The sequence below is a fragment of the Reyranella sp. genome (assembly GCF_965228225.1).
Taxonomy (GTDB): Bacteria; Pseudomonadota; Alphaproteobacteria; order Reyranellales; family Reyranellaceae; genus Reyranella.
This window is the reverse complement of sequence record NZ_OZ245801.1, coordinates 1,229,887-1,249,671: the sequence shown is the minus strand read 5'-3', so window position 1 is coordinate 1,249,671 and position 19,785 is coordinate 1,229,887. Positions and strand designations below refer to the sequence as shown.

The following is a 19,785-nucleotide window of genomic DNA, read 5'->3' as shown; positions in this document are numbered from 1 at the left end:
AGCTTCCCGGCTAGTAGATCAAGCCCCGCGGCTTGGCGTCTTCGTCGAGCGGCCAGATCGGGCGCTCGACCTTTCTGTACGGCACCTTGCGATGATCGCGCGGCAGCGGGCCGCCCGATTCGACGTAGATCACCTTCTTTGCGATCGGCCCGAAGGCGGCCATGAAGTGGTTGGTCGACTTCACGACCACGATCTTCCGCTGGGTGGGATCGATGCCGACATTGGTGAACAGTTCGAGCCCGGTCGCCTGCGTGCGCTTGGTGATCAGGACGACTTCGACGCCGCCGATGCGCACCGCCGCGCAATCGCCCACCGGCACCTGCGTCGGCCCGAATTTCTGCCAGGCATCGCGCTTCAGGCCGATGATCTCAACCTCGGCATCCACCGGCTGGCCCGAGCTGGGCGCAATCTTGCCGCCGAACCGGAGACCGATCCGCGCGCCGAGGCCTGCGTCGAAGCAGATGCGGACGGCGATGGGGTCCCAGATCGGGCCGAGGCAGGCGCTTTCGACGTTCTTCTCGATCAGGTGCTTCAGGATATCCGTATTGTCCGAGGGCGCGCCGCCGCCGGCATTGTCCGACGGATCGGCGATCACGACCGGCAGGTCGTTGAAGGCCACGCCTTCACTGATGCCCGCGGCAACGCCCAGGGATTGCGGCGCCGTCTTGCCGCGCAGGCCGACCAGTTCCTCGCCCAGTTGCGTCGCCAGCGCGTCCGCTTTCTTCTTGTCGCCGTCGGCGATCACCAGCACGCGCGTACCGATCTCGGGCACGTCACCGTAGGGGAAGCAATGCGCAATCGAGACGGACAGGATTCCGTCCTTGCCCTCCATCGCCATGATCCGGTCGACGAGGCCGCGCATCGGCTGGATCGTCGTCGGATAGCTCTGGATCTGGCGGCAGTCATATACCGAAGTGATCGGCTTCACCGTCCCGCGCAGGGTCGCCAGGACGAGATCGAGCATGTCCCCCGCCCTCTCGACGACATCGGTGTGGGGGAACTCCTTGTAAAGCACGATGATGTTGGCGTTGGAGACGCGCTTCATCGTGAGATGGCAATGCGGATCGAGTTCGACGCCGATCACGCATTTCGGCCCCACGAGGGCCCGGCACCGCTCGATGATATCGCCTTCGACGTCGTCGTACCCATGCGCAACCATCGCGCCATGCAGCCCCAGCAGCAGCCCGTCGACCGGCAGCGCCGCCTCGAGCTGGCCCAGGATCTCGTCGCGCATGGTCTCGTAGTCGGCACGGTTGGTCGTACCGGCGGGGCTGGCGGCAAAGCAGCTTCCCTCGATCAGCTCGAAGCCTTCCGCCTTGGCACGGGCGCGCGCGACGAACAGCGGCGCGGTGCACATGCGCGGCGCATCGTCCGGATGCTGGCCGGCGCCGAAGAACACCGACTCGCGATAATTCTCCAGGCTGGTCGGCAGGGGGGAGAAGGTATTGGTCTCGGTGGCCAGCGTGGCCGTGAACAGACGCATGGGACTCCTAGGGGACGATACCGGCGGGAAGGGACAGGCAATGCCGGGCAATGGCGCCCGGCGTCGTCAGCCAGATGCGGTCGCGATGTTTGGCGATGTGACGCAACGCGCGCTTGAGATGCCGCAGACGGTGCGGCTGGCCGACGAGGTAGGCATGCAACGCCACGCCCATCACCAGAGGCCGCTCCTGCGACAGTTCCAGCATCTCGTCGAACTGATCGACGATGATGTCGGCGAAGGCGTCGCCGCCGATTTTCCGGCCGGCGATCTGCGGAATGTCGTTCACTTCCTGGGGATAAGGGACGGCAAGAATGCGCCGGTCGCCGCGGCAGCGGAACCAGACGGGCTGGTCGTCCATGCACCAGTCCAGCAGGTAGTGATAGCCGGCCTCGGCCAGCAGATCGGGCGTGACGTGACTGTGTGAAATCCACGGCCCGAGCCAGCCTTCCGGCGGACGCCCCTCGGCGTGCGCGAGGCGCGAGGTCGCCTCGGCGATGAGGGCCCGTTCGTCCGCCTCGCCGAGCACGCCCTGGCGTTCGGCATTGGTGCGGCCGTGCCCCACGATCTCGTCGCCGCGCGCCCGGCAGGCCGCGACCAGCTCCGGCGCATAGTCGTACATCGCGCTGTTGACCAGGGCCGCCATGGGCAGGCGCAGGGCATCGAAGGCGTCGAGCATGTACCAGGCGCCGACGCGATTGCCATAATCGCGCCATGCATAGTTGAGAATGTCGGGGTGCGGACCACCCGGCGCGAGCTCCGCGCCAAGACCTTCGCCGTAGGAAAAATGCTCGAGATTGAGCGCGAAATAGACGGCGAGTCGCCGGCCAGCCGGCCAGCTGTAGTCGGCGCGGCCCCGCAGCGGGACGTAGTCGTACCGGTCGTGCGTTCTCAGTTCCATCCCCACAAACTAACGTCGCAAGCCACGAAGGGCTACGGTTTCGCCATGCTCGATCGCCTGCTCTCGGCCGCCCTCACCGGCTGCCTGTTTCTCGTCACCGGCGCTCCCGCCTTCGCCTACTACTCGAAGGACTCGTACGAAGCCGAAGTCAGCTTCGAGAGCAGGGTCGAGATCGCCGAGGACACGCCCGACTACATCCTCCTGCCCTCCTACATCAACCGGCAGCTCCTCTATCTCGCGGGACCGCTGCAGGCCGCGCCGAAGAAGGCCGCGGCCAAGAACGATGCCAACGTCGACATCCTGGGCCGGCACCGCGACGACAGGACCGGCAAGCACTATGTTCGCTACCGCTACACCGGCACCTTCGTTGTCGACAACGGGCTCCAGGACATCGTCAAGGTCCGCCTCCCCCTCAATCTCGAAGAGGTGTGGGAGCGATCGACCGACAAATGTTTCAGCTGGGGTGAGAAGTACCGCATGGCCTACTTCTGGGCGCCGCTGAACAAGGGCTGTCCGCTGGTCGATGGCATCGACTACACCACGTCGGACGCCACGATCCTCGCGAAGCGCCCCAACACCGCCAATACCGCACCGGCATACGAGCGGCTGGCCAATGGCAATGGCGAGATCCGCGTCGTCCTGACCTTCGGCGCCGACGAGGACAGAAACGGCAATGTTTCGCCTGACAAGAACACCGACTACAACGCCGGCAATTACCGCGATATCCGCAAGTTCCTCGTGAACCAGGGATTCGCAGGCCGCACCGTCCCGGTGGCCGAGCGCGAGCGTGACTGCGGCAACACCAAGTCGCTGGCCGCGTCGCCGGGCCATGTCGAGGAATATGTCCGGACTGACGGCGCCCGCAAACTCGTCGTGCGCCTGTTCTGGGGCGTCACCAACATCGGCGAGGACAGCGTCGCCTTCTTCTGCATGGCGAAGGAAGCTGCGGAACGCGGTTCCGTTTTTCTCTGCGCCGGCCACTCCCGCGTCGGCCTGCTGGATCTCACCTACATGGGCGAACAGATCGGCGCGCCCATCCGGATGAACAAGGATCAGTATCAGATCTACGCGTTCTTCGGCTGCTCGAGCTACAGCTACTACAATCTCTCCTATTTCGCGGCCAAGGCCTCCCCTGCGGATCCCGAAGGCATGAAGAACGCCAACATCATCACCAACGGCATCACCGGCTCTTTCGGTTCGATGACCGACTTCACGACGAAGACCCTGAAGCCGATCTTCGAATGGTCGGCACGCGGAACCCGGACGAGCTGGCAGCAGATCATGAACTCCTATTCGGAGAGATTCCTGACCGGCGTGAACGGCGACCGATAGCGGGGCTGCACACCGGCGGGCGACGACTCCACGCATCACCAAGGCGTAGCGTCGGAAATGCGGATGGGCTAGGGTCGCAGCCTTAATGAAGAAGCCGCTTCCGTTTGAGGATGCGGACGAACCGGGAGGAAGAACGCGTTGACGGCGACGAGTGCTGCCGCTTTGCCTGCGACCACGAACGCCGCGCCCGCCGCGCGGCGGTGGGCCGCGCCGCTCTGGGTCGGCGCCCTGCTTCTCATCCTCACCTTCCTGGTGATCTATCCACTGCTGATGCTGTTCTTCGGCGCGATCAGCGATTCCAATCCCGTGATCGACGGATTCGCGAAGTTCAATCCGTCGCTGACCCACTTCATCGCCGTGCTGGGCAACGAGAACGTGCGCCTGGCCTTCTTCAATGCGCTGGTGGCCTGCGGCGGCGGCGCCGTTCTCGCCGTCGTTATCGGCCTCGCCTTCTCGTGGATCGTCGTTCGCACCAATACGCCCTTCAAGGGGTTCATCGCCGCCGCGAGCATGATCCCGCTGTTCGTGCCGCCGCTGGTCGCGGGTGTCGCCTGGAGCATCCTCGGATCGCCCAAGACCGGCCTTCTCAACACGGCCCTCAAATGGATCGGCATCGACTTCCGTTTCGACTTCTATTCGATGTCGGGCCTCATCCTGGTGTTCGGCTTCTACTATGCACCTTACGTCTACATGTTCACCGCGTCGGCGCTGCGGAACATGGATCCGAGCCTCGAGGAAGCCTCGGAGGTCGCCGGCGCCTCGGCCTTCACGACCCTCTTCACCGTCACCTTTCCGCTGATCGCGCCGGCGATCCTGGCCGGCTCGCTGCTGTCCTTCGTGGTGATGCTCGGGATCTACGGCGTGCCCGCCGCGCTGGGCGCGCCGGCCAATATCAACGTGCTCACGACCTACATCTTCAAGCTCACCGCCTGGAGCCCGCCGCTCTACAACACGGCCGCCGCCGTCGCGATCCTGCTGATGATGGTGACCGCCATCCTCGTCTGGGCGCAGCAGCGCGTGCTGTCGGGCCGCAGCTTCGCCACCGTCGCGGGCAAGGCGTTCCGCCCGCGCAGCCTGAACCTCGGACCGTGGCGCTGGCTCACCTTCAGCCTCGCCCTCGCCTATCTCTTCGTCGTCGTCGTGCTGCCCACGATCGCCCTGGTGATCGCCGCCTTCCGTCGCTTCCTGTTCTTCAAGGACTTCGAGGCCGTATTCGACATGAAGGCCTATAGCTGGGTTCACTTCAATTCCATCTTCGACAATCCACTGACCATGACGTCGATCTGGAATACGATGAAGGTCGGCGTGATCACCGCCGTCATCGGCGGCGTGCTGGCCTTTGCGATCGGCTACACGATCAACCGCACACAGGTCGCCGGCCGCAAGTCGATCGACCTGCTGTCGACCATCCCCGTCGCCATTCCCGGGCTTGTCGTGGGCGTCGCCTATCTGTGGGCCTGGATCGGCCTGCCCGGCGGGCTCTACGGCACGATCTGGATCCTGGCGCTGGCCTTCGTGGCGCGCTTCATCCCCGACACGGTGAAGTCGCTGTCGACATCCTTCATGCAGATCCACAAGGAACTCGAGGAAGCCGCCTGGATCTGCGGCCGCGGCCTGCTCAGCACCATCGCCACCATCATGGTGCCGCTGGCGCGGCCCGGCATCGTGGCGTCGATGACGCTGCTGTTCGTCCTGGCGGTGCGCGAGCTCGGCTCGTCGCTGTTCCTCTACACCAGCGACACGACCGTGATGGCCGTGCTGCTGCTCGACTACTATGAAGGCGGAAACGTCGGAAAGACCGCCGCCTTCAGCCTGGTGCAGACCGTGATTCTGGGGGTTCTCCTGGGCATCACCACCTGGCTTTCCCGTGGCTCGGCCGAGAGCGCCGGGCGCGCCGGCTAACAAACCAACCAATCGGAGGAAATAAGATGAAGCGCAGAACGATACTGGCCGGCATTGCCGGCGCCGCGGCAACGGCCGCCCTTCCCGCCCGCGCCCAGCAGGATCAGTTCGGCTCCAAGGAGCTGATCGCCGCCGCCGAGAAGGAAGGCGGCCTCACGCTGTACACGGCCGACTTCGCCGAAACCCAGCAGGAAGTGATCAAGGAATTCAACAAGCGCTTCCCCAAGATCAAGGTCGCGATGGTGCGCGCCCCGGGTGGCCAGCTGATCACCCGCATCAAGACGGAAGCCGCGGCCGACAAGCTGGGCGCCGACGTGGTCAATCACTCCGACCGCGGCCTGATGCTCGAGATTGCCGACCTCTTCCAGGATTATGCGCCGCCGAACGCCGCCGACTACCGCACCGACGTGCTGGTCTCGCCGAAGCTGTGGCCGGGCGTCACCCTGGGCTGGGCGATCGCCTACAACACCCAGCTCGTGAAGAACCCGCCCAAGAGCTGGATGGATCTCACCAAGCCCGAATACAAGAACAAGCAGATCGGCCAGGTCATCGGACCGTCGGGCGGCACGACCTGGACGCGCATCATGTTCGAACGCCAGGTGCTGGGCGAGGATTACTGGAAGAAGCAGGCCGAGCTAGGCATCGCCCTCTACCCGTCGGGCGCGCCCTGCTCCGATGCCGTGGTGCGCGGCGAAGTCTCGATCGCGCCCCTGCTCTACAACATCATCTACACCAAGATCGTCGAAGGCGCCCCGGCCGAAGCCATCTTCGCGCCCGAGGGTGTGCCGATCGTGCCCTATGCCGACGGCATCACCAAGGCGTCGAAGAATCCCAACGCCGCCCGTCTGTTCATGAACTGGCGCCTGTCCAAGGAAGGCCAGACCTTCATGATCAACAAGCTGGGCAACATCACCTCGCTCAAGGATCCGCCGGCTTACCCGAAGGGCTGGGATCCCAAGGTCATCAAGGTCTGGGTGCCGAAGTTCGAGGAATTCGACAAGCTCCGCGCGACCTGGATCGAGGAGTGGAACAAGACCTACGGGTATCGCCAGTGAGCGCTGCGCTTCTCGTCGAGGATCTGGTCAAGAAGTTCGGGACCGGCAAGGCGGCCGTCGATGGCGTGAACTTCGACGTGCCGGCGGGCGAGATCGTGGTTCTGCTGGGGCCTTCGGGCTGCGGCAAGACCACGACGCTGCGTTGCGTGGCCGGCCTCGAGCATCCGACCGGCGGCCGCATCTCGATCGGCGGCCGAATCGTCTCGGAGCCCGAGCGCGGCACGCTGGTCAGCCCGCGCGAGCGCGACATCGGCATGGTGTTCCAGTCCTATGCCGTGTGGCCGCACATGACGGTCCACCAGAACGTCGCCTATCCGCTGAAGTATCGCCGCAAGAACACCAGCGGCAGCGGCGACATCAACAGCAAGGTCCGCGAGACGCTCGAACTGGTCGGTCTGGGCGAATACGCGGAACGGCCGGTGACGTCGCTGTCGGGCGGCCAGATGCAGCGCGTCGCGCTGGCGCGCAGCCTGGTCTACCGGCCGCAGCTCCTGCTGCTCGACGAGCCGCTGTCCAATCTCGATTCCAAGCTGCGCATCCGCCTGCGGGACGAGCTGCGCCGCATCCTGAAGATGACCGGCATGACCGGCCTCTATGTGACCCACGATCAGTCCGAGGCCGTGGTGCTGGGCGACCGCATCGGCGTCATGCGCAACGGCAAGCTGCTGCAGATGGCGCCCCCGGGCGAGATCTACAACAGGCCGGCCGATTCCTTCGTCGCCAACTTCACCGGCGCCTCGAACGTGCTGCTGGGCAAGGTCCTGGAGCGCAGGGGCGAGCAGGCCGTCATCGATCTCGGCGCTGCCGGCCGCATCGAGGCCTGGACGCCGCAACCGCTCGCCGTCGGAGACAAGGCCCGTGTGGCATTGCGGGCGGAGAACATCCGCCTGGGCGAACGCGGCCCGGCCAACAGCTTCACCGGCCGCGTCATCGAACGGCGCTATCAGGGCATGCAGACCGTCTACGATGTCGAGTTCGGGGGCCACAAGCTCGAGGTGCTGGAACTCGGCACCGCAGCCCGGCACAACGACGGCGAGGTCGCGATCACCATGCCGCCCGACACCTGCTGGGCCTATCGCGACGAGGGTCAGGCGACGGTGGACTGAAGCACGGCACGAAGCGCCGCCGCCAGCGGCGCATCGTGCTCGGGCAACAGGACCTGCGGATCGAGCGTGAGCACGCCGCGCGCGGCGTGCCGCTCGGACAAATGAACCGGTGGGTCGCCGTGCTGCAGCCTGGCACTGGCGGCGAGCGCCTCCGGCACGGCGATCTCCAGCACCGGGACCCGTCCGGTCTGCGCCGCCGGCACGAGCGTCACGTCGAAGCCCGCCAGAGATGCCGCGATTGCCTCCAGCCGCGTCTGGAGCGCGGCATTGGCGGCGGCATCGTCAGCCTCGATGAAGCGTTCGAGCGCCACGAGCAGACCCACGATCTCCTCCTTGCCGGCCTTGAAGCCGCGGCCGATCCCGTGATGCGGGACACCCCGGAGGTTCGCCCGATCGACGAGGCGCGGCGGCGTCCAGGTGTCGGGGGCCACATCCATGTCGAGCTGCTGCAGCAGCGCCGAGGCCACGAGGTCGCGGCGGCCGGCGAGAATGCCCGAGGCTTGCGGGCCGCCCAGGGCCTTGCCGCCGGAAAAGGCCACGAGATCGACGCCCATGTCGATGAAGCGCCGCAGATTCTCCTTGGGCGGAAGTTGCGCCGCCGCATCGACGATCAGGGGAATGCCGTTGGCGCGGCAGGCAGCGATGGCGATCGGCAGATCGACGATGCTGGTCGAATTGACCGAGAAGGCCATCGCCACCACCGACGGTGAAAGGGCCGACTCGATTTCCCAGGCTTCGAGTCCGCGCACACCCGCGCCCGTGCCGCGATCGTTGTGGCCGATATCGACCAGTCGCGCGCCCGAGGCCGCCAGCGCATGGGCGTAGCCGGTGCGCTGGGTGCGCGGGATCAGGATGTCGTGCGGAAAGGCGCCCGCATGGGGCAGCGCCGCCATCCTCGCGATGTCCCAGCGCGCGATGGCAGCCGCGGCCGCGAGCGTGAGGGCCGCGGCAGCCCCCGTCGTGACCAGGCCCGCCTCCGCGCCCGTCGCCGCGGCGATGCGGTCGCCGGCGGCGTCCTGCAGTTCGCCGATGTCGACCGATGCGCGCGAGGCCGCGGCCATGGCGGCGACGACTTCGGGCGCCATGACCGCCCCGCCCAGCCGCGTCAGCGCCCCGGCGGCATTGATGCGGCGGCGCACGCCGAGGAGATCGTAGGGGCTCGGTTCGGTCATGCGGCGAGCTTAACCCAGCCGATCAGACCCGCCCAATGATCGCGATGGGGCCCCCGCCGGCCGGCCCCTGGTGCTCGGCGCCGCCAGAGACGTAGAGCATCGTATCGCCGACGACGCCGGCCAGCACGCCGCCCACCAGCGCACGGGCGTGGCGGGTCGAGTGGATGTCGCTGTCGTCGAGCATCGTGTGCCGCCGCCCGCGGATGGCGCCCGAGGGCGCGGCTTCGGCCTTGGCCAACACGGCCGTGACATCGTCGCCGGTCACACCGAGCCGTCCCAAGATGCGGTGCGCCGCGCCAGCATCAATGGCGTCGCGCATCACGTCATGGTCGATCAGCAGATCGCCGGACCAGCCGTGCGCGTTGCCCAACACCACGATCTCGTTGCGCAGCAACTCGACGCCCGCCGAGGTGCTGGCGACCCGCGAGTAGAGTGACCAGTCGCGGCAGATCGCTTCCTCCGGCGCATCCTTCACCTCGCCGAGCGCGAGCGCGACGCCCAGCGCCGACGCACCGCGCGACAGGGCCATCGAATGGTAGGTGTCGTCGGTGGCCGTCGTGGCGCCGCGCTTCACGGCGGCCTCGATACGCTCCTTGGTCAGCAACGGGCACTTGATCTGCACGAAGTGGACATCATGCGGCGTGGCGATGCCCGCATCCTTCATGGCCGACGTCACCGCCGCTGCCGTCTCCTCGATCTGGGGCGCCCGGCCGATCTCCTCGGGCTTGAACGCCCGCGTCAGGCCGACGCCGATGGCCAGCCGCGGCGCCGAAGAGGTCGGCGGCGGCGCGTTCTCGCGGCAGAATACGATCAGATGCGGCGACAGCCCCCCTTCGGTGCCGCCCGACATCACGATGGCCACCCGCTTCTCGATCTCCGCCGGCGGGCAGCCCAGCGCGCTTGCCAGCATCAGCTTCAAAGCCAGGGTGGCATAGCCGCGGGTGAAGTCGTTGACGCAGCCGTTGCCCTCGGTCTTGCCGATGATGGCCACGACGGTTGCGGGGTCGAGTTCCCCCGACTCGATGGCGGCGGCGAGCGGTGCCGTATCCTGCGGGCCCGCCGTCGGCAGGCGCAGCACTCTTACACGACGCGTCATCAGGCGGCCTTTCCGGCATCGCTGCCATGCCGCGCCCGGCGGCGGCGCAGCCAGGTGACCGACAGCAGCGACAGCGCGATCACGAGGAAGGAGACGCCCGTGGTCACGGTGCCCAGCGCATAGAGGACGGGCGTCGTCACGTTGGTGGTCATGCCATAGATCTCGAGGGGCAGGGTGTTGAAGGTGCCGGCGGTGTAGAGGCTGCGGGCGAACTCGTCGTAGGAGAGCGTGAAGCCGAACAGGCCGACGCCGATCAGGCTCGGCAGCAGGATCGGCACGACGATATGCCGGATCGTCTGCCACGAGGTGGCGCCGAGATCGCGGGCGGCCTCCTCGTAGCGCCGGTCGAAGCGGTTGAAGACGGCGAACATGATCAGCAGGCCGAAGGGCAGGGTCCAGGTCAGGTGCGCGCCGAACGCGGAGCTGTACCAGGCGGGGTCCCAGCCTAGGACGCGATAGAGGAGCCCGATGCCCAGGCTGATCAGGATCGAGGGCACGATCAGGCTGGCGATGGCGAGATAGAAGAGGATGCCAGAGCCGCGAAAGCGCGAGCGGAAGGCCAGCCCCGCCGAGAAGGAGGCCACGACGGTCACCAGCATGACGGCGGCCCCGAGGATCAACGAGCGCTGCAGCGAGCCCGCGAAGTCGCCCACCATCTGCTTCTCGAACAGGTTTTTAAACCAATGCAGCGAGACGCCGTTCATCGGGAAGGTGAGCCCGCCCCCCGGTCCCTGGAACGACAGGATGAGGATCGTCAGCGTCGGGCCGTACAGGAACAGCACGAACAGGCAGAAGAAGGCGCCGAGAAGCCAGAAGGCGGGACCGCGTTTGCCGTGCTGCACGTCACAGCTCCTTGCGGATGTCGACGAGGCGCATCATGGCCGCGACGATGAACAGAACCAGCAGGAGGAGGATCACGGCATTGGCCGCCGCGGCGGGATACTGCAGCAGCGACATGGCGTTCGCCATCATCAGGCCGACCGAGGCGCTCAAGCCCCCGCTCATCATGCGCACCGTGACGAAGTCGCCCATCACGATGGTGACGACGAAGATCGAGCCGATGGCGATGCCGGGCTTGCACAGCGGCAGGATGACGTTGACCAGCGTCTGCCAGCCCGTCGCGCCCGCATCGCGCGCCGCCTCGAGAAGGCTGCGGTCGATGCGCATCATCGAGTTGAAGATCGGCACCACCATGAACAGCGTGTAGAGGTGCACATAGGCCAGCACGACCGAGAAGTCGGAATAGAGCAGGAACTCCAGCGGCTCCTTGATCAGCCCGAGGTTCATCAAGGTCGTGTTGGCGAGACCGTGGCGCCCGAGGAACGGGATCCACGAGATCATGCGGATGACGTTGGAGGTCCAGAACGGGATGGTGCAGAGCAGGAACAGCACCGTCTGCACCGTGGGCGAGCGCACATGGAAGGCCACGAAATAGGCGACGGTGAAGCCGATCAGCAGGGTCAGCGCCCAGGTGATCAGCGCAAACTGAATGGTCTGCTGATAGGTCCTCCACGTCACCGGCGAGAGCAGCAACTCCTCGTAGTTCTGCAGCAGGAAGGCGGGAATGATCTGGGTCGTGTTGTAGTCGAAGAAGCTCACCACCACGATCGTGGCGATCGGGACGATGAGGAACAGCAGGAACACCAGCGCGAGCGGCGCGACCTGCAGGTAGGTGACCCAGATCTTTACGCGGTTCATCTTTTCATGCCCCTCTCCCCCGCTTCGACGCTGCGTACAGCGCCTGTGGGGGAGAGGCTGGGTGAGGGATTAAACGCAGTATTCGAAATACTCGAAGCGATCAGGCGGCGATGAACTGATTCCACTTCTGGACCATGTAGCGATCCTCATCCATCACCGCGTTCCAGCAGGCGACGGCGCCCATGCGGTCGTAGAACGAGCCGCCGTCGCGCACCGCGCCGGCCTTCTCGACGATCTGGCCCTGCGGGTTCTTGATGTCGCCCTGGGCCGGCTTGCCCTCCATCCAGAAGCCCCACTCGTCGGCGGTCATGTTGGCCTTGGCCGTCTCCAGCACCGCCGAGTAGTAGCCCTGGCGGTTGAGGAAGGCGCCGACCCAGCCGGACAGGTACCAGTTGATGTAATCGTAGGCAGCGTCGAGCTGCGCGCCCTGCAGGTGTTTGGCGAGCGCCAGGCCGCCGCCCCAGGCGCGATAGCCTTCCTTGAGCGGCTGGTAGGTGCAGGGCACGCCCTTGCCGCGCACCGCCGAGACCGCCGGCGACCACATCGACTGGATCACGACCTCGCCCGAGGTCATCAGGTTCACCGATTCGTCGAAGGTCTTCCAGAAGGCACGGAACTGGCCATCCTTCTTGGTCTTGATCAGGAAATCGATGGTCTTGTCGATCTCCGCCTTGGTCATGTTGCCCTTGTCGCCGTACTTCACGATGCCGGCGGCCTCGCAGATCATCGCGGCGTCCATGATGCCGATCGACGGGATGTTCAGGATCGACGTCTTGCCCTTGAATTTCGGGTCTAGGATGTCCTTCCACGAATCGATCTTGCGGCCGACAAGGTCGGGCCGGATGCCGAGCGTGTCGGCGTTGTAGATCGTGGGCACGATCGTGAACCACTGGGTCTGGCCCTTGGCGAACTTGGTCGAGCCCGCGCCCTCGACGAAGCTCACGGTGCTGGGCGCCGTGCCCTGGGCGATGACGCTGTCGGCCTTGAGCTTGCCGGTGGTGAAGATCGGCACGATCTTGTCGAACAGCTTGATCTTCTTGACGTCCATCGCCTGCAGCGTGTTGGCGCCGAAGACCTTCTTGATCATCCAGTATTCGATGTCGCCGATGTCGAAGGAGTTGGGCTGCGTCACGACGCGCTGCACCACCGCATCCGAATCGAGCGCCGTCATCTGCAGTGTGATGCCGAGGTCGGCCTTGCACTTCTCGGCGATCTCGTTGATCGCCGACACGCCGGTGCCGCACTGGCGCAGCACGATGTTCTTGTTGTTCTGCGCCCAGATCACCGGGAAGCCGGTGATGGCGCCACTGCCGACCGCCGCGCCCGCAATGCCGGCCGCGCCCTTGAGCATCCCGCGGCGGCCGATGCCGCCATTCGATTTCCGAGCCATCTCGTCTTCCTCCTTCAAGCCTCGACGGCGCGGGGCCGCCTCCCCTCAACGTCCGTTCACCGCCCCAGCACGTGCACGTCCTCGGGCTTCCACGACAGAGTTACGGGCTCACCGGGCCGTACGGGCGACGCGTCGAAGCGCGCCTCCGACAGCGTGGCGGACAGCGTTTCAAGACCGGTGACGTCGATGCCGACCTGGACGGTCGATCCGAGATACTCGACGGAGCGCGCGACGCCCTGCAGGGAGGTCACGCCGGCTTCCCCGGACGTGCCGGCCCGCACCGACATCCGATCGGCACGAATGGCGACGAATGGCCCCTCACCCGCCCCGGCGCGGGCAACGGCCGCGGGCAGCACGTTGTGGCCGCCGATGAACTTGGCGACGAAGGCCGACGCCGGGCGGTTGAAGACCTCGCGCGGCGGGGCTGCCTGCTCGATCCGGCCGCCGTTCATCACCACCACGAGATCGGCCAGCGCCATCGCCTCGTCCTGGCTGTGCGTCACGTGAATGAAACTGATGCCGAGACGCGTCTGCAGGCTCTTCAGCTCCTCGCGCATGCGGATGCGCAGGAAGGGATCCAGCGCCGACAACGGCTCGTCGAGCAGCAGGACCTGCGGATCGGTGATCAGCGCGCGCGCCAGCGCCACCCTCTGCTGCTGCCCGCCGGAGAGCTGCGCCGGCAGCCGGCCGGCATAGGCTTCCATGTGGACCCGCTTCAGCATATCCAGGGCCCGCGCCCGGCGGGTGTCCTTGTCGATGCCCCGCATCTTGAGGCTGAACGCCACATTGTCGGTGCAATCGAGATGGGGAAAGAGCGCATAGCTCTGGAACATCATCGCCGTGCCGCGCGCCGCCGGCGGCAGGACCGTAATGTTCTCGTTGCCCAGGATGATATCACCCTCGGACGCTTCCTCGTGCCCCGCGATCATGCGGAGGGTCGTCGTCTTGCCGCAGCCGCTGGGGCCCAGGAGGCAGCAATAGGAGCCGGCGGGGATACGCAGGCCGATCGAATCGACCGCCACCGTGTCGCCGTAGCGCTTGGTCAGGGAAACGAGTTCAATGTCCGGCTGCTTGGCCATGCCAAGAGGCGAAGCAAGCTGTATGCCAGCGCTGTAAAATTCCCTGGGGGCGGAAGTTCAACCGGCACGGCGTTGGCGCGGTCCTTGCTCGATCCGGGCCAATGCGAGGCAGAGGGAGACGGTGATGCGACTGATCGGCGTGGACGTGGGCGGCACCTTCACGGACCTGGTCTATGCCGACACCGACGCCGGCCGTACCGCCGTGCACAAGGTCTCGACCACACCGGACGATCCATCCCGTGGTGTGGTGCAGGGGCTGATGGCGCTCTGCGACACCTATTCGATCCCGCGCGAGACCATCGACACGGTGTTCCACGGCACGACCATCGCCACCAACGCGATCCTTGAGCATGACGGTGCCGTCACCGGCATGATCACGACCGGCGGCTATCGCGACATCCTGCATATCGGCCGCCACCAGCGACCGCAGCACTACTCCATCATGCAGGACATTCCCTGGCAGGACCGGCCGCTGGTGAAGCGGCGCCATCGCAAGACGGTGACGGAGCGGCTGATACCGCCGCGCGGCGAGGTGCTGGAGCCGCTCGACGAGGAGGGCGTGCGCCAGGCGGTTCGCGACCTCAAGGAGGCCGGCGTCCAGGCCATCGCGATCTGCTTCCTCTTCTCCTATCTCGATTCCGCCCACGAGGCACGCGCGCTGGAGATCGTGCGCGAGGAATATCCGGAATGCTTCGCCACGACCTCGTCATCGGTGTCGCCGCAGTTCCGCGAGTTCGAACGGTTCACGACCACCGCGATGAACGCGTTCGTTGGGCCGAAGGTGCGCAACTACGTGACCCGCCTCGAATCGGAGATCGCGGCCTCGGGCTTCAAGGCCGACCTGCGCATCATGGCCTCGAACGGCGGCGTGGCGACGCCCGCCATGGTGGCCGAGCGTCCTGTGCTCACCCTTCTCTCCGGCCCCGCCGCCGGGGTGATCGGCGGTGACTGGGCGGGCGCGCTTTCGGACAAGCGCAACCTGATCACCTTCGACGTCGGCGGCACCTCGGCCGATATCGGCATCGTCACCGAGGGCGGCTTCGGCGAGGCCACGGCGCGCGACACCTGGATCGCGGGCTTCCCGGTCCTGGTGCCGATGATCGACGTGCACACGATCGGCGCCGGCGGCGGCTCGATCGCCTTCGTCGATCAGGCCGGCGCCTTTAAGGTGGGGCCGCGCTCGGCCGGTGCCGTGCCCGGTCCCGCCGCCTACGGACGCGGCGGCAACCGCGCCACCGTGACCGACGCCAACGTCGTCCTGGGACGGCTCGACGGCGGCAACTTCCTGGGCGGCGGCATGGCGCTCGACGAGGTCGCGGCCCGTCGGGTGATCGGCGAGCTGGCACGCGAACTCGGCCTTTCGGACCGCGAAGCGGCCGAAGGCGTGATCACCCTCATCAACGCCAACATGGCCAACGCCATCCGCTCGCGCACCGTCCAGAAGGGCATCGATCCGCGTAACTACACCCTGGTGGCGTTCGGTGGCGCCGGTCCCCTGCACGGCGCCGAAGTGGCCGACATGCTGGGCGTCACCGAGGTGATCGTGCCGCCGCATCCCGGCATCACCTCGGCGGTCGGCCTGCTGATCAGCGACCTGCGCTATGATGCGATCCGCACCTCGTTCCAGGTCTCGGGGGCCGCCGACCTTGCCCGCATCAACGCCGACTTCGTCGCGATGGCCAAGGAACTGGCCGGACGGTTCACCGCCGACGGCATCGATCTCGCCAAGGTGACGTTCGAGCGCCGCGGCGATCTTCGGTATGTCGGCCAGGGCTACGAACTGCGTGTCACCTTCCCCGACGGCGTTCTCGATGACGTTGCCCTCGCCAAGGCCTTCGAGGCCTTCCACGAGGTCCACAAGCGGGAGTACGGACACCACTTCGCCGACTCCGCGATCGAGATCGTAAACCTGCGCCTGGTTGGCGCGGCCAGCGCCGCGACCATCGCGAAGCCCGCGCTCGCCGGCGCCCGCTCGCTCGAGACCGCAACCGTGCGCTCCGGCAACGGCACCTTCCGCATCGACGGCAAGCTCGCCGACTACCCGACGACCTTCTATCGCCGCGACCTGCTCCCGGTCGGCGAGCGTATCCCTGGCCCGGCCATCGTGCTGCAGATGGACACGACCACCGTCGTGCCGCCCCACTTCAGCTTCGAGGCCGACGCCGCCGGCAATCTCATGATCCGCAAGGAGGCAAAGCAATGAGCACAGCCGCCGTCCGCCAGCCCGCGACCAAGCCCGACCGCATCGATCCGATCACCAGCAGCGTCATCCAGGGCGCGCTCGAGAACATCGCCGTGGAGATGGGCTACAAGCTGATGCGCATGAGCTACTCCTCGATCATCCGCGAGTCGGAGGATTTCGGGGCGGCTCTCGTCGATGCCGAAGGCCGCGGTCTTGCGGAATCGGCCCAGTCGACGCCGCTGCAGTCGGGCCCCATCCCGGGCTATGTGCGCGGCATCCAGCGCATCCTGGCCGCACGCGGCGAGGTCATCCGCCCGGGCGACGTGATCATGCACAACGACGCCTACTCCGGCGCGAGCCACGGGCCCGACGTGGCCTTCATCGTGCCGGTCTTCGTGCAGGGCCGCCTGATCGCCTTTGCCGCGACCACCGCGCATCATCTCGACATCGGCGCGCTGTCGCCCGGCTCCTGCGGCATCGTCGAGGCGATCGACGCCTATGCCGAGGGCCTGCAGTTCAAGGCGATCAAGGTCTACGACCGCGGCGTGAAGAACGACGCCGTATGGCAGATCGTGCGCGACAATATCCGCGCCTCCGATCTCGTGGTCGGCGACATGGATGCCCAGGTGGCCGCGGCCCGCATCGGCGCGGAGCGCATGGTCGAACTGGTCGAACGCTACGGGCTGGAGACGTTCGAGCGGGCGTGCGACGCGCTGATGGATCATGCCGAGCGGCTAATGCGGCAGGCGATCGCCCGACTGCCCGACGGCGTCTATCGTGCCGAAACGGCGATCGACGGCTACCTCGACAGCGACGATCCGACCAAGAAGGAACTGCCGCTCGTCGTCACCATCACCAAGAAGGACGATTCCCTGGTGGTCGACCTGACCGGCACGGCGCCGCAGGTGCCCGACCGGCCGATCAACATGCCGCTCGAAGGCACCGCCGACATCGCCATATGGCTCACCATCCGCTCGGTGCTGCTCGACACCGAGATCCACGGTCATATCCCGGTCAATGCGGGACTCATCAGGCCGATCACCATCGTGGCGCCCAAAGGCTGCCTGGCCAACCCAACCTTCCCGGCACCGACCATCGCGCGCTTCTGTCCCGGCAACCAGCTCGCCGACACGGTGATGAAGGCGCTGTCTCAGGCGATGCCCGGCAACGTCTCGGCCGGCATCGGCAATCTCAAGGTCATCGCCTTCTCCGGCCTCAAGGACGAGACCCACTGGGTGCACATGGAGATCTTCGAAGGCTCCTATGGCGGCCGTCTGGGCAAGGACGGCATGGACGCCGTCGACACGCTCTACGCCAATACGCGCAACAACCCGATCGAGGACATCGAGACCCATCTGCCGCTGCGCGTGCTGCGCTACGAACTGCGCGAGGACGTGGCGGGTGCCGGCAAGTGGCGGGGCGGCCTGGGCTCGGTGCGCGAATTCGCCTTCCTGAGCGACGGCGGCGCGTCGGTCGAGGGCGAGGGTCATCGCTACCGGCCGTGGGGCTTCCTGGGCGGCAGCGAGGGTATGCCCGCCAAGCTCGACCTGATGGTGCCGGGCCAGGCCGACCGCGCGCTGCCGTCGAAGGTGCCGCACATGAACATCGCCAAGGACGGCCGCTTCGTCTGCTATGGCCCGGCCGGCGGCGGCTACGGCAATCCGCTGGAGCGCGATCCGGCCGACGTGGCCGACGACGTGCTCGACGAGGTGATCTCGGTGGAGACCGCGCTCCGCGACTATGGCGTGGTGATCTCGGCCAAGGGTGTCGTCGATCCGGAAGCGACCCGCAAGGCTCGAGGCGGCTGAAGGCCCTCGCCGCCCACGACCGCCTCTTGGCAGGTCCCGCGTTCTCCTCCATCAAGACGCGATGCACTATCAGATCAAGGACCGGACCTGTCTCGTGTCCGGCGCCAGCTCGGGCATCGGCGCCGGCGTCGTCAGGCTCCTGGCAGGGCAAGGCGCGCGGGTCGTCGCGACGGCGCGGCGGGCCGAGAGGATCGAGCGGCTCGACGGTGTGACCGCCATCGCGGGCGACGTCACCGACACCGCCGACCTCGCGCGCATCGCGGGCGAGGCCAACGAGGTCCTGGGCCCGATCGACATTCTGGTGAACTGCGCCGGCGGATCGCGGCCCACCGGGCCGGATGCCGGCGAGGATATCTGGGAGGAGGCCTTCGCGCTCAACTTCACGGCGGCGCGCCTGCTCACAAAGGCGATGCTGCCGGGCATGCGGGCGCGCAAATGGGGCCGGGTCGTCAACATCAGCGGCTCCATGGAGCCGCGCGGGCTCAACGCCGCCATCGCCGCCAAGGCGGCCCTGCACCTCTGGGCAAAAGGCCTGTCGTGCGACGTGGCGGCGGACGGCGTGACGGTGAACACGATTCAGCCGGGCCGCATCAACAGCGAGCAGATCCTGCAGAAACTCCACCCGACCGAGGAGGCCCGTCGCGGCTTCATCGAGCGAAACATCCCCATCGGGTATTTCGGCGAGCCGGAGGATGTGGCACACCTCGTCGCCTTTCTGACCTCGCCGGCAGCGCGCTACATCACGGGCGCGGTCATCCCGGTCGATGGCGGCATGCACTATTTTGCGCACTGACGGCGCGATGGAGGGTGGATCTTGCTGAAGTGGCTTCGTCGTTCTGAGCCGAAGGACGTGCCGGCCGCCACCCTCGGCCCGCTGCAGATCGTCAAGCCTTGGGCGCGCTCTTCCTCATCAGAGTCAGGTGTCGCCGGCGGGTACATGACCGTGGTCAACGATGGCGAAACGGACCGGCTTGTTTCCGTCAGCTGTCCTGCCGCCGCGTCCGTCGAAATCCACGCCATCCGGGTCAAGGGCCCGGTGCTGGAGATGCGGCCGATGGAGGCCGGCCTCGTCATTCCGCCGGCCAACCAGCAAATCCTCAAGCCGCGCGGCTATCACCTGCTGATTCGCGGCCTCGCCTCGCCTCTCTCTGTCGGCAGCAAACTGCCGGTCACCCTGGTCTTCGAAAAGGCCGGAAGCGTCACCGTGGATTTTGCCGTGGAAGCGCCCGGCACTGTGGGACACGCCACTCTCAGCTCGTCGTAGTCGGGCCGCCCCTCGACGGCGCCACATTTAACCATTTCAAATCAATATCTTGTGGAGTCTTTGGAAGGTCGTTCACAAGGACTTCACTCGGCCCTTGCGCCGGGTGCCCGGACTCCTGATATAACCCCCTTGAGGGGCCGGTGTGGGCGGAGCAGTCGCCAACCCGGTCAGATCCGGAAGGAAGCAGCCGTAACGAATTCGCTTCGGGTCATGCCGGTCTCTCACCCGTTCCCCTGCGCGCGCCGCCGCGGAGGGCGGGCGGCCCCGGCGCGACGACCGCCGGGCCTTAAGAGGGCCACGGCGCAGAATGACGGGTGATC

General features: G+C 66.6%; 16 protein-coding genes and 1 other RNA gene. 9 read left to right on the top strand and 8 right to left on the bottom strand.

Annotation, left to right across the window (positions count from 1 at the left end):
* Window positions 1-10: 10 nt before the first annotated feature.
* Together ACO07K_RS06080 and ACO07K_RS06075 are read right to left on the bottom strand one after the other, a co-directional pair.
* Entirely contained in the window at window positions 11-1,483 is a 1,473-nt protein-coding gene (locus ACO07K_RS06080; protein ID WP_422035004.1) for a M81 family metallopeptidase, read from the bottom strand.
* A gap of 7 nt (window positions 1,484-1,490) precedes the next feature.
* Window positions 1,491-2,381, bottom strand: a complete 891-nt coding sequence (locus ACO07K_RS06075; protein ID WP_422035003.1) for a polysaccharide deacetylase family protein — start codon at window positions 2,379-2,381, stop codon at window positions 1,491-1,493.
* A 45-nt stretch (window positions 2,382-2,426) separates the two neighbouring features.
* Between ACO07K_RS06075 and ACO07K_RS06070 the strand changes: the two genes are divergently transcribed.
* The 4 genes from ACO07K_RS06070 to ACO07K_RS06055 all read left to right on the top strand — a co-directional run bounded on the left by ACO07K_RS06070 (window position 2,427) and on the right by ACO07K_RS06055 (window position 7,776).
* Complete coding sequence (locus ACO07K_RS06070) at window positions 2,427-3,713, top strand: hypothetical protein (protein WP_422035002.1); 1,287 nt, start codon at window positions 2,427-2,429, stop codon at window positions 3,711-3,713.
* A gap of 138 nt (window positions 3,714-3,851) precedes the next feature.
* Window positions 3,852-5,615 carry an ABC transporter permease gene (locus ACO07K_RS06065; RefSeq protein WP_422035001.1) on the top strand — a complete coding sequence of 588 codons (1,764 nt, stop codon included), beginning with the start codon at window positions 3,852-3,854 and terminating at the stop codon, window positions 5,613-5,615.
* 26 nt (window positions 5,616-5,641) lie between these two features.
* Entirely contained in the window at window positions 5,642-6,670 is a 1,029-nt protein-coding gene (locus ACO07K_RS06060; RefSeq protein ID WP_422034999.1) for an extracellular solute-binding protein, read from the top strand.
* The gene (locus tag ACO07K_RS06055) at window positions 6,667-7,776 is read left to right on the top strand and encodes an ABC transporter ATP-binding protein (RefSeq protein WP_422034998.1); all 1,110 of its coding nucleotides are present in this window, start codon (window positions 6,667-6,669) and stop codon (window positions 7,774-7,776) included. Before ACO07K_RS06060 ends, ACO07K_RS06055 begins: the two co-directional genes overlap by 4 nt.
* On the opposite strand, the gene ACO07K_RS06050 is transcribed toward ACO07K_RS06055, so the two are convergent.
* The 6 genes from ACO07K_RS06050 to ACO07K_RS06025 form a co-directional block, all read right to left on the bottom strand.
* Window positions 7,758-8,948 carry an aminotransferase class V-fold PLP-dependent enzyme gene (locus ACO07K_RS06050; RefSeq protein WP_422034997.1) on the bottom strand — a complete coding sequence of 397 codons (1,191 nt, stop codon included), beginning with the start codon at window positions 8,946-8,948 and terminating at the stop codon, window positions 7,758-7,760. The genes ACO07K_RS06055 and ACO07K_RS06050 overlap by 19 nt on opposite strands.
* Window positions 8,949-8,970: 22 nt before the next feature.
* On the bottom strand, window positions 8,971-10,044 hold the full coding sequence (locus ACO07K_RS06045; RefSeq protein WP_422034996.1) for a ring-opening amidohydrolase: 1,074 nt from the start codon (window positions 10,042-10,044) through the stop codon (window positions 8,971-8,973).
* A complete protein-coding gene (locus ACO07K_RS06040; RefSeq protein ID WP_422034995.1) occupies window positions 10,044-10,886 on the bottom strand; it encodes an ABC transporter permease in 843 nt (280 codons plus the stop codon). Before ACO07K_RS06040 ends, ACO07K_RS06045 begins: the two co-directional genes overlap by 1 nt.
* Before the next feature lies 1 nt (window position 10,887).
* Window positions 10,888-11,742: an ABC transporter permease gene (locus ACO07K_RS06035; RefSeq protein WP_422034994.1), complete on the bottom strand. Its 855-nt coding sequence runs from the start codon at window positions 11,740-11,742 to the stop codon at window positions 10,888-10,890.
* Window positions 11,743-11,842: 100 nt separating this feature from the next.
* Complete coding sequence (locus tag ACO07K_RS06030; RefSeq protein ID WP_422034993.1) at window positions 11,843-13,132, bottom strand: ABC transporter substrate-binding protein; 1,290 nt, start codon at window positions 13,130-13,132, stop codon at window positions 11,843-11,845.
* Between the two features lie 56 nt (window positions 13,133-13,188).
* Window positions 13,189-14,211, bottom strand: a complete 1,023-nt coding sequence (locus ACO07K_RS06025) for an ABC transporter ATP-binding protein (RefSeq protein WP_422034992.1) — start codon at window positions 14,209-14,211, stop codon at window positions 13,189-13,191.
* Window positions 14,212-14,335: 124 nt separating this feature from the next.
* Here ACO07K_RS06025 and ACO07K_RS06020 point away from each other — a divergent pair, with 124 nt between their 5' ends.
* The 5 genes from ACO07K_RS06020 (at window position 14,336) to ffs (ending at window position 19,691) form a co-directional block, all read left to right on the top strand.
* A complete protein-coding gene (locus ACO07K_RS06020) occupies window positions 14,336-16,414 on the top strand; it encodes a hydantoinase/oxoprolinase family protein (RefSeq protein WP_422034991.1) in 2,079 nt (692 codons plus the stop codon).
* On the top strand, window positions 16,411-18,201 hold the full coding sequence (locus ACO07K_RS06015; protein ID WP_422034990.1) for a hydantoinase B/oxoprolinase family protein: 1,791 nt from the start codon (window positions 16,411-16,413) through the stop codon (window positions 18,199-18,201). Before ACO07K_RS06020 ends, ACO07K_RS06015 begins: the two co-directional genes overlap by 4 nt.
* A gap of 61 nt (window positions 18,202-18,262) precedes the next feature.
* Window positions 18,263-18,994 carry an SDR family NAD(P)-dependent oxidoreductase gene (locus ACO07K_RS06010; protein ID WP_422034989.1) on the top strand — a complete coding sequence of 244 codons (732 nt, stop codon included), beginning with the start codon at window positions 18,263-18,265 and terminating at the stop codon, window positions 18,992-18,994.
* 21 nt (window positions 18,995-19,015) lie between these two features.
* Window positions 19,016-19,465, top strand: a complete 450-nt coding sequence (locus ACO07K_RS06005; RefSeq protein WP_422034987.1) for a copper chaperone PCu(A)C — start codon at window positions 19,016-19,018, stop codon at window positions 19,463-19,465.
* 131 nt (window positions 19,466-19,596) lie between these two features.
* Window positions 19,597-19,691: signal recognition particle sRNA small type (gene ffs, locus ACO07K_RS06000), an RNA gene on the top strand.
* The last annotated feature ends 94 nt before the right edge of the window (window positions 19,692-19,785 follow it).